Below are 9204 nucleotides of genomic sequence, written 5' to 3' on the forward strand. Positions count from 1 at the left end.
CCCTAGCGACCGATACCGTTAAGGGAAAGCGGACAATGGTTTTGGTTCTTGGCATAGAAAGCTCGTGCGACGAAACGGCAGCCGCACTCGTCGATGGCAATCGGCGGATCGCGGCGCAGCGTATCGCCTCGCAGGATGCGGAGCACGCGCCCTTCGGCGGCGTCGTGCCGGAAATCGCCGCGCGCGCGCATGCCGAACGGCTGGCTCCGATGATCGAGGCGGTCCTCAAGGATGCCGACGTTTCCCTCACCGATCTGGACGCGATTGCAGCCACCGCCGGTCCGGGCCTGATCGGCGGCGTCATGGTCGGTCTCGTGAGCGCCAAGGCTCTCGCCATGGCCAGCGACGTGCCCCTGATCGCAGTGAATCATCTGGAGGGGCACGCGCTCAGCCCGCGACTGGCCGACGAGACGCTCGAATTTCCCTATGCCCTGCTGCTGGTCTCGGGTGGGCACTGCCAGATACTGCGCGTCGATGGCGTGGGAGAATATCGCCGCCTCGCGACCACGATCGACGATGCGCTGGGCGAAGCCTTCGACAAGACCGCCAAAATCCTTGGCCTCGGCTTTCCCGGTGGTCCTGCTGTCGAGCGTATGGCGAAGGAAGGGGATTCGTCTGCCGTCCCGCTGCCGCGCCCGATGAAAGGGAGCGGCGAACCGCATTTCAGCTTCGCCGGTCTCAAGAGCGCAGTGTTACGCGCGCATGAAAGCGGAACATATCAATCCGCAGACATCGCGGCCAGTTTCCAGCAGGCGGCAATCGATTGCGTGGTGGACCGGTTAAGCATCGCGCTCGCAAAAATGCAGGACTGCCGGACGCTGGTGGTCGCCGGCGGTGTAGCCGCGAATGCATCGGTGCGGAGCGCATTGGTAGAACTGGCGGCGTCTCATGGCATGCGCTTCACCGCTCCTCCCCCGAAATTGTGCACCGACAATGCGGCAATGATCGCCTGGGCGGGCATCGAGCGAATGGCGCTGAAGGATTTCGCCCCCGATCCGCTCGACATCTCGGCCCGCCCTCGCTGGCCGCTCGACCCTGGTGCCGAACCCGTTCGCGGCGCCGGAGTGAAGGCATGAAGGTCGGCGTTCTCGGCGCCGGAGCCTGGGGCACCGCGCTTGCGCAGATGGTGGCGAGCGACGGGAGCGATGTACTGCTCTGGGCCCGCGAAGCGCAGCTGGCGGAGGAAATCAACACGCAGCGGCGCAATTCCGCCTATTTGCCCGGCGCCAAGCTGGCCGTCTCCATCCGCGCGACAGACGACCTCGGCGAAATGGCGCAGCTCGATGCCATGCTGGTGGTCACGCCGGCGCAACATATGGGCAGCGTCCTGGAAGCCATGCCCGCATTCCCGCGCGACCTCATCCTGTGCTCCAAGGGTATCGAGGCGGGAACCGGCCGCCTGATGAACCATGTCGCGCGAGATAACGCCCCGGAAAGCGACATCTCGGTCCTTTCGGGCCCGACCTTTGCGCATGAGGTGGCCGCAGGACTGCCCGCTGCAGTGACTCTCGCCTGCAGCGGCGGCGAGGAGCAGTGGGATCGGATCGCACCGCATATCGCCCGTCCCGCTTTCCGTCCCTATTATTCGGATGACGTGACCGGTGCCGAGATCGGCGGTGCAGTCAAGAACGTGCTCGCCATCGCCTGCGGGGTGGTGGACGGTTTGCAGCTTGGCCAGAATGCCCGCGCCGCGCTGATCGCCCGCGGCTATGCCGAGATGTTGCGTTTCGGCGAGGCGCTGGGCGCGCGGGCCGAGACGCTGACCGGCCTGTGCGGATTGGGCGACCTCGTTCTCACCTGCTCATCCACTTCCAGCCGCAATTTCTCGCTCGGCAAGGCATTGGGCGAAGGCCAGAGCGCAGAAGCTCTCATGGCCGACCGCAGGACGGTGGCCGAAGGCGCGCATACTGCGCCCGTCCTCGTCGAACTGGCGGCGCGGCACGGCATCGCCATGCCGATCGTCGCCGCGGTCTATGACCTGCTCAAGGGCGACGATCCGAGTCAGGTCGTCAAAGGTATTCTCGCCCGTCCGCTCAAGGCCGAGCAGGAAAGCGCCGGATGAATTCCGCGACCAGCGATGATGATCTTTCCGCCATCGCCAAAGGCGGAAAGCAGAACGTGCTCGGCTTCCTGCTGAGGCTGTTGGCGCGCATCCCCTTCCTGTTCATCGCCGGACGCCTCTACGGTGTAAGCGAGGTGGGTCGGTTCGCCTCGGCCCTCGTGCTGGTCGAACTGGTCGCGTTGCTTTGTTCGATGGGCGAAAAGCGTGGCCTCGCGCAGCGCCTGTCGGACGGCGAAGAACAGCACCCGGCGAATCTGGTGTATGACGGAATGCTGCTGGCGCTGATATTTTCGTCGATCGCAGCGCTCTTCTTCTGGCTCGTTCCCGCCCCGCTCTTCCCCGCCGGTCAATATAGCGAACTCGACCGGCTGATCGTGCTCGCAATCCCCGCCTATGCGCTGACGGAGATCGTGCTCGCGGCGCAGGCCTATAAATACGATATCGCCACCACGGTGCGTGCCCGTGCAGTCGTGGAACCGTGGACCATATCGATCATGGCGGGCGCTTTCTACTTCATTCCCGGCATTGCGGAATCCGGCCTCACAATGGCCTATCTCGTATCGATCTATGCGGGTCTCGCTGTAGGCCTGTGGGCCTTTTTCCGCAGTTACGGACGCCCTGCCGGATGGCGTCCGAGCCCGCGATACATTGGCGGCATCACCCTGCGCGCACTGCCGCTCGCCACTGCCGACGCCATCGAATGGGGGACCCGCCGCGTCGACATCTTCATCCTCGGCTTCTTTGCCGCGCCTTCGGCCGTGGGCGTCTATTACATGGCGCAACAGCTCGCCAGTCTGCCGCAAAAGCTGAAGACCAGTTTCGAGCCGATCCTGGGTCCGGTCATTACCAAGAACCTCAAGACGAAGAATTATGCCGCCATCGCCAAACAGGTCTGCCAGGTGGGGTTCTGGATCATCGCCGCCCAGGCAGGCATCGCGCTGGCCCTGGGCCTGCCGGGTGAAGCCATCATGGGTCTGTTCGGACCCGAATATGTTGGTGGTACCGGGGCCCTCGCCTTCCTGCTGGCCGCGGAAGTGGTCGCCGCCACCGCCGTCGTTTCCGAGGCGGTGCTGATCTATGTCGCACGCGTTCGAAACCTGTGGATTTCCATCAGCACGATCGCCTTTCAGGCGATTCTGACCATCGTTCTCATACAGGCTGTGGTCGCCAATGACCTTGGCGAGCCGTTCAAGGCGGCGGCAGCGGCCGTTTCACTCATGATCGCACTTGGAGTGGCCAGCCTCGTGAAGGCAGTGCTGCTTACGAAGATCTTGGGTCACGGCATTAACAATTGGCGCTGGGCATTGGTCTATGCCGTTGCCCCAGCGGTGCTGGTCGGCTGGCTCGCGACCCATCTGCCCGAATGGGCGGAGCTCGCTTTCGGCATCCCGCTGATCCTGGCGACATACGGTTTCGTGATCTGGAAGCGCGGGTTCGGACCCGAAGACCGGGTTCTGTTCGCCAGGAACAAGGATAAGGCGGCAACGATCGCAGTTTCCGAATAAGCCCCTGTCGGACAGGCACAAGCACCTTGGCAGCGGCAGCCCGCCGAGGCTAAGGACCCCATGATGTTCCAGCGCGCGCTTATCCTCCTTGGTGCTCTCGTAGTCGTCGCGATAGGCTTCGTGACGAGTTGGTCGGGACGGGCCGAGCATATGGCGGAGCGTTTGTCCGAAAACGCCCGTGAAGCCCTTGCCGCCGAAGATCTGGATATGGTGCAGGCGAGCTTTACCAATCGCTATGGCTCGCCCTCGCGCCATCCGTTGCTATCGGGTGGGGAAAATCTGGACGATGAAAGCCGCACGCGTGCAGCCCAGCTTGTCCGTTCCCTGCCCGGCGTAGGCGGAGTGAGTTGGGAGGATGGAATCGTGAATGCGAATGCCGGCGAACCGTCCTTCGAGCCGCTTCATTGCCAGGAAGACGTCGATGGCCTGCTGCGCACCCGCACCATCCGTTTCGAAGAAGGGAGCGCCGCATTGCTACCTGCCAGCCGCATGCTGCTGGACGAAGTTGCCCGGGCACTCGAACCCTGTGTAGGTGCCATCATCGCAATTACCGGCCATACCGACAAATCGGGTAGCGAAACCGCAAACGTCGCGCTCAGCATGGACCGGGCACGCGTCGTTCGCGAGGCTCTGGTACGCCGGGGCATTCCTCGCTCCGGCCTGCGCGCCCGCGGCATGGGATCGAGCAAACCGGCGGAGCGCCTGACGGCCGAAGACCCCGCCAATCGCCGCATCGAATTTTCGGTCATCCGCATGGAACCGCTGACGCCCACCCCTGTCGACACGCCGGGGCCGCGCTGATGCCTATCTGGTTCGAAGTCATCGTCCTGATGCTTGTCGCCTATACTCTGGGCCTTACTCTCGGATGGGTTGCATGGGGGCGTGCTTCGCTGGGCGACAATGAGACAACGGAGGAAGAAAAGTGAGCGAACTACTCGCCGAAAACTGGATCCTGCTGGCAATCGCCCTGATCATCGGTCTTGTCGTTGCCTGGTACCTGTTTCGCAGCAATCGTCGCACCCGGGTGACAGGCACAAGAACGGATGTTCTCGACGAGGGCGCCGAACGTGCGCAGCGCAATTCCGCGCTGGTCGACAGCCCGCCAGCCGCGGCACGCGAGCCGGAGCAGGTGGTCACGCCCGGGGCTGTGGGCGGCGCGGGTGCCGCAGTCTCTGCCGCCGCAGACGCTTCGCAGGCCAAGGGCGACGATCTCACCCGGATCAAGGGGGTCGGCCCCAAGCTGGCTGCATCTCTGCGGGATCTCGGCGTCACGAGCTTTTCGCAGATCGCCAGCTGGGATGAGGCGGAAATCGACTGTATCGATGCGCGGCTCGGCCGGTTCCAGGGCCGCATACGCCGTGACGACTGGACCGGGCAGGCACGCCTGCTGGCCGAGGGCGACACCGATGGTTTTGCGCGGAAGTACGGCCGCGCCTGAGTCAGGAACCTTCTCCCGTCCGGCCCATTGGTAATCATTGGGTCGATACGACCGAGGAGAGTCTGGATGGGACAGCCCCAGCCGATACGCGTGCTCGTCGCCGAAGATGAAATGATCATTGGCTACGACCTGTGCGACACTGTGTCCGAAGCAGGATATCTGGTCGAAGGCCCCTTCGACAACCTGTCGAGCGCGATGCTCGCCTTCCAGAAATCCAAACCCGACATCGCGATCCTCGACGTGCAGTTGGGAGACGGCATCGTCTACCCCCTCGCCGAACAGATGATGGCCGAGAATGTGAAAGTGATTTTCCATTCGGGCCAACTGACCCCCAATGACGTCGCAATCCGTTTTCCCGATGTCGAAATGCTGTCCAAGCCCTGCCCTCCGGCCGAAGTCATCCACTCGGTCCGGCGCGCTGCCCGGCACCACTGATCGGCTATTCGGCGGGGCGCGGAACTTCGCGTCCAGCCACCTCGTCAAACAAGCTCAAGTCGGGCAAGGCAATTCGCATGGGACGTGATATGATGCGCCCGCGATGCCAAGGCTCGATAACTTCATTGCGCTCGATGGCGCAGACAAGCTCGCCTCTCTCGAGGCGTTCGGCCTGTTGCTTTACGCCAAGTTCGCGATCGCCCGGGTGCCTCCCACCCGCTGGCGTTCCCACTTTATGACAGTGGCTCCTGCAGAGAGCGGATTGCGCGACATCGCCACCATCCGCAGGGTCCGGCTTGCTATCCTGAGAGCGCTGTCACTCACCGTGGGCGCGGACAATTGCCTGCCGCAAGCCCTCGCCGCGCGCTGGATGCTGGAGCGCCGCGGAATTCCAGCGAACCTCTTCATCGGCACCCAGAGCGACGCTGAAGGGAAACCTCGCATACACGCCTGGCTGAAAGTGGGCGACGAATGGGTCACGGGACTGTGCGACGAGGCGCGGTACACGCTCATCGTATCAGGCGATGCGGAGACAGCCTGACAACCCCTTGCGCGCCGATGCGCTAACTGCCATCGGCAGCTGAAGTTCAAAGGAGACCCCATGGCCGGAATGGTGCCGTTCGACTGGCAGGACCCGTTCAATCTCGACGACCAGCTGACCGAGGAAGAGCGGATGATCCGCGACGCCGCGCATGGTTTTGCGCAAGGCGAACTCCAACCTCGTGTGATCGAGGGTTTTTCCAAGGAACTCGATGCCCCCGAACTCTTCCCGATGATGGGAGAGGCCGGCCTGCTCGGCGCGACCATCCCCGAAGAATATGGCGGCGCGGGCGCTGGCTATGTGGCCTACGGCCTGATCGCGCGCGAGATCGAGCGGGTGGACAGCGGCTATCGCTCGATGGCCAGCGTCCAGTCCAGCCTCGTGATGTATCCGATCCATGCCTATGGTTCGGAAGAGCAACGCAGGAAATATCTCCCCGGCCTCGCCAGCGGCCAGCTGATCGGCTGCTTCGGCCTGACCGAACCCGATGCGGGCAGCGACCCGGCGGGCATGAAGACGACCGCCAAGAAGGTCGACGGGGGCTATGTCCTCAACGGCTCCAAGACATGGATTTCCAATTCGCCCTTCGCCGATGTCTTCGTCGTCTGGGCGAAGAGCGAGGAGCATGGCGGCGGCATTCGCGGCTTCGTGCTGGAAAAGGGCATGAAAGGTCTTTCCGCTCCCAAGATCGAAGGCAAGATTTCGCTCCGCGCCTCCACCACCGGCATGATCGTGATGGACGAGGTCGAGGTAGGCGAAGACGCGCTGCTACCCGAGGTGCAGGGTCTCAAGGGCCCCTTCGGCTGTCTCAACCGCGCGCGTTACGGCATCAGCTGGGGCGCAATGGGCGCAGCCGAATTCTGCATGCATGCCGCTCGTCAATACGGGCTCGACCGTCACCAGTTCGGCGTACCGCTCGCCAGCAAGCAGCTCTATCAACTCAAGCTCGCCGACATGATGACCGAGATTTCGCTCGGCCTGCAGGCCTCCCTGCGCGTTGGCCGGTTGATGGATGAAGGCAAGTTCGCGCCCGACATGATCTCCATCGTCAAGCGCAACAATGTCGGCAAGGCTCTCGATATCGCGCGCAAGTCCCGCGACATGCACGGCGGCAACGGCATTTCGGAAGAATACCAGGTCATCCGCCACATGGTGAACCTGGAGACGGTGAACACCTACGAAGGCACGCATGATGTCCACGCGCTGATCCTGGGGCGCGCCATCACGGGGATTGCAGCATTTTGATGAAGCTTCACGGATATTATCGCAGCTCCACCTCCTACCGCCTGCGCATCGCGCTGGAACTGAAGGGGATCGGTTACGAATATGTCCCCGTGAACCTGCTCACCTCCGAACAGAAGGGCGAGGCTTTCACCGCCCGCAACCCGTTCGGCTCGGTCCCCCTGCTCGAGGCGGATGGCAAGGACCGCGTCCAGTCGATGGCGCAGATCGAGTGGCTGGACGAGGCCTATCCGGACAAGCCACTGCTGCCGAAAGATGTCGACGATCGCTACGTCGCGCGCGAACTGGCCTATGCAATCGCCACCGAACTGCACGCCCCGCTCAACCTGCCGGTGCTCAAATACCTCAAGGATCCGCTGGGACATTCGCAGGACGAGATCGACACCTGGTATCGCCACTGGCTGGCGCGCACGCTCGATCCGGTCGAGGCGCGTCTGGCGCAGCTCGGCACGGGCGATTTCCTGTTCGACCGGCCCGGATTCTTCGAAGTCGTGCTGCTGCCGCAGGTCTACAACGCGCGCCGCTTCGCCTTCGATTTCGCTGACAAGCCGCATATCGAACGGATCGAAAAGGCCTGCCTTGCATTGCCAGAGTTCCAGCGCGCCCATCCGGACGCGCAGCCAGACAATCCAGAAAACCAATAAGAGAGGACACCCATGAAACTCGCCACGCTCAAGGACGGAACCCGCGACGGCAAGCTGGTCGTCGTCTCGAAAGACCTCACCCGCTACTGCGCCGCCGACAATATTGCGCCCACGCTGCAGCATGCACTCGACAATTGGGACCAGCTCGCCCCGAAGCTCGACGCGCTCTACCGCGATGTCGAACACCAGGCCTGCCCGACCGAGCGTTTTCACGAGCGCGAGGCGCATTCGCCGTTGCCCCGTGCCTATCAGTGGGCGGACGGTTCGGCCTACATCAATCACGTCGAACTGGTGCGCAAGGCGCGCGGTGCCGAGGTGCCGGAGAGCTTCTATCACGACCCGCTGATGTACCAGGGGGGCAGCGACAAGTTCCTCGCCCCGCGTGACGATATCCCGCTGAAGGACACCAAGTGGGGTTGCGACATGGAAGGCGAAATCGCGGTCATCACCGACGATGTGCCGATGGGCGTCTCGTCCGAACAGGCGGCGGATCACATCAAGCTGGTCATGCTGGTGAACGACGTGTCCTTGCGCGGCCTCATCCCGGGCGAACTGGCGAAGGGCTTCGGCTTCTTCCAGTCCAAGCCGGCCAGCGCTTTCAGCCCCGTTGCGGTCACGCCAGACGAACTGGGCGATGCATGGAAAGGCAGCGTCATCCACCTGCCGCTGATGGTCGATTACAATGGCGAGCCCTTCGGCCGCGCCAATGCGGGTGTCGATGCGACCTTCAGCCTCGCCGATCTCGTCGCCCATGCGGCGAAGACCCGCGATCTGGGCGCAGGCACGATTATCGGTTCGGGCACGGTATCCAACCAGGGGCCGGACGGCGATCCGGGCAAGCCGGTGGCCGAAGGAGGCCTCGGCTACAGCTGCATCGCGGAAATCCGCATGATCGAAACCATCGCCAGCGGTGAAGCCAAAACGCGTTTCATGCAGCCGGGCGATACCGTGCGGGTGGAGATGAAGGATGCAGACGGTCACTCGATCTTCGGCGCGATAGAGCAGAAGGTCGTGGAGGCCTGATCGCTAGGCGGGAGCGGCAAGCAGACATGCAAAAACATCCGGCGGCGAGCCCGGACCTAACGCCGTGGGAAGCACCTGCGCTCAAGCAGCCCGAGGGGCGGTAGCGCAGATAAAGAGCACCTGCGCTCAAGTAGCCCGAAGGGCGGTAGCGCAGATAAAACAGATCACGCGGCCGGGCGAACCTTGCGCGAGGCGAGGCGTAGCTCCCGAGAGCGAGAATGACGGGGACCTTTTGCAGATTGCTCTGCGAAAGACCCCGCGGGCGGATGCCTGATCGGCGCGGTTCGGGTGGCGGCCCCGCCGGACCTCATGCA

Annotated in this window: 11 protein-coding genes; all 11 read left to right on the forward strand. The window is 63.4% G+C overall.

Annotated features, from left to right (window positions below; translation table 11 throughout):
- The first annotated feature begins 35 nt into the window (after positions 1-35).
- The 11 genes from tsaD (at position 36) to AC13CE_RS02830 (ending at position 8890) form a co-directional block, all read left to right on the forward strand.
- Positions 36-1076 (forward strand): tRNA (adenosine(37)-N6)-threonylcarbamoyltransferase complex transferase subunit TsaD, encoded by a 1041-nt coding sequence (gene tsaD / locus AC13CE_RS02780; RefSeq protein ID WP_482971405.1) that lies wholly within the window; start codon positions 36-38, stop codon positions 1074-1076.
- Entirely contained in the window at positions 1073-2062 is a 990-nt protein-coding gene (locus AC13CE_RS02785; protein WP_482971406.1) for an NAD(P)H-dependent glycerol-3-phosphate dehydrogenase, read from the forward strand. The genes tsaD and AC13CE_RS02785 overlap by 4 nt, the downstream gene beginning before the upstream one ends.
- On the forward strand, positions 2059-3567 hold the full coding sequence (locus AC13CE_RS02790) for a lipopolysaccharide biosynthesis protein (RefSeq protein WP_482971407.1): 1509 nt from the start codon (positions 2059-2061) through the stop codon (positions 3565-3567). Before AC13CE_RS02785 ends, AC13CE_RS02790 begins: the two co-directional genes overlap by 4 nt.
- Positions 3568-3627: 60 nt before the next feature.
- Positions 3628-4368, forward strand: coding sequence for an OmpA family protein (locus AC13CE_RS02795; protein WP_482971408.1), 741 nt, complete (start codon positions 3628-3630; stop codon positions 4366-4368).
- Complete coding sequence (locus AC13CE_RS02800; protein ID WP_282098540.1) at positions 4368-4493, forward strand: hypothetical protein; 126 nt, start codon at positions 4368-4370, stop codon at positions 4491-4493. The genes AC13CE_RS02795 and AC13CE_RS02800 overlap by 1 nt, the downstream gene beginning before the upstream one ends.
- Positions 4490-5005 carry a hypothetical protein gene (locus AC13CE_RS02805; RefSeq protein ID WP_482971409.1) on the forward strand — a complete coding sequence of 172 codons (516 nt, stop codon included), beginning with the start codon at positions 4490-4492 and terminating at the stop codon, positions 5003-5005. The genes AC13CE_RS02800 and AC13CE_RS02805 overlap by 4 nt, the downstream gene beginning before the upstream one ends.
- Positions 5006-5071: 66 nt before the next feature.
- The gene (locus AC13CE_RS02810) at positions 5072-5440 is read left to right on the forward strand and encodes a response regulator (RefSeq protein WP_247710371.1); all 369 of its coding nucleotides are present in this window, start codon (positions 5072-5074) and stop codon (positions 5438-5440) included.
- A gap of 103 nt (positions 5441-5543) precedes the next feature.
- Positions 5544-5981, forward strand: a complete 438-nt coding sequence (locus AC13CE_RS02815) for a lasso peptide biosynthesis B2 protein (RefSeq protein WP_482971410.1) — start codon at positions 5544-5546, stop codon at positions 5979-5981.
- A gap of 69 nt (positions 5982-6050) precedes the next feature.
- Positions 6051-7226, forward strand: a complete 1176-nt coding sequence (locus tag AC13CE_RS02820) for an acyl-CoA dehydrogenase (RefSeq protein ID WP_482971416.1) — start codon at positions 6051-6053, stop codon at positions 7224-7226.
- The gene (gene maiA, locus AC13CE_RS02825) at positions 7226-7867 is read left to right on the forward strand and encodes a maleylacetoacetate isomerase (protein WP_482971411.1); all 642 of its coding nucleotides are present in this window, start codon (positions 7226-7228) and stop codon (positions 7865-7867) included. The genes AC13CE_RS02820 and maiA overlap by 1 nt, the downstream gene beginning before the upstream one ends.
- A 12-nt stretch (positions 7868-7879) precedes the next feature.
- Entirely contained in the window at positions 7880-8890 is a 1011-nt protein-coding gene (locus tag AC13CE_RS02830; RefSeq protein ID WP_221539328.1) for a fumarylacetoacetate hydrolase family protein, read from the forward strand.
- Positions 8891-9204: the final 314 nt, after the last annotated feature.

The sequence above is a fragment of the Qipengyuania sp. B-5 genome (assembly GCF_056857815.1).